The 901-nt window shown below is 34.5% G+C and carries 1 protein-coding gene; it reads right to left on the bottom strand.

Annotated features, from left to right (window positions below; translation table 11 throughout):
• Positions 1-267 precede the first annotated feature (267 nt).
• On the bottom strand, positions 268-720 hold the full coding sequence (locus tag SMIDD28_RS11930; RefSeq protein ID WP_196756380.1) for a YSIRK-type signal peptide-containing protein: 453 nt from the start codon (positions 718-720) through the stop codon (positions 268-270).
• Positions 721-901 lie beyond the last annotated feature (181 nt).

Here is a 901-nt window from a genome sequence, read left to right on the forward strand (position 1 = left end):
TTTTCTTAGCAGTATCTAAGTAAGTGATTAAACTTTTAGAAAGTGTTTCTAATTTATCTTTATTAGCAGTGCCTTCCCCTTTGTTGTCATCTTTTTGAACAGATTTGATTTCTTCAGTCTGAATAGTAGGATTCACGGCTTTGTCAGATACTTTAAGTTCTTTTTTATCTTGAGCTTTAGAATCAGTTCTGTCTTCCTTGTTAGAAGCTTTATCTTCAGTCTTAGACTTAAGTTGACGTACTTGCTCTGTAAAAGATTGAACTCGACTTACTTGACTTGCAATCGCTTCCTCAGAACATTTTCTCCATTAAGTAAACGGTTATTTTCATCGGTTAATTGAGAAAGTTGATTAGATAAACTTAATAAACTTTCCTCGTCTGCTTTTGCAATCGCAGCTTGAAGTTCACTAATAGCCTGAACGAGAGGAGACTTATCCACTAGCTTCTGAGTAACTGGTGTTTTATCACCCTCTACTTCTTCTTTTGATTTTTCTGTAGGATTCCCTTTAGGTGGAACTCCTTCCGTCAGTTCCGTAACACCAACATTTACCTTTTCAGTATTCGCCGTAGCAGGTGATACTGGTAAAGTGTCTGCCTTAACCGCACCATTTGCAAAAAACATTAATGCCGCTATGGCAACACTTGCAGCACCAAAATGGTACTTACGAATAGAATAACGGAATACCTTTTCTCCGTTCTCTTCACGATATGATTTTCTCATTTAATCGCCTCTCTTTTTTATTTTTATTTTAGAGGTACTAAAAAATACCCCCCCCTTAAATATTTTAGTAATTTAAGAAAAGGATACACTTTTTAATTTTTGGTACCACACTTGTTTAAAAAACCATAGTACACCCTCTATTTTACACTATTTTTTTTAAAAAAAATAGCATAACCATATA

Origin of the sequence: Streptococcus mitis (assembly GCF_001579045.1) — a bacterium.
GTDB classification, from domain to species: domain Bacteria; phylum Bacillota; class Bacilli; order Lactobacillales; family Streptococcaceae; genus Streptococcus; species Streptococcus mitis_D.

What these genes read in the sequence shown, in the direction of transcription:
- SMIDD28_RS11930 (WP_196756380.1), bottom strand. Translation starts at nt 720, where the DNA reads ATGAGAAAATCATATCGTGAAGAGAACGGAGAAAAGGTATTCCGTTAT.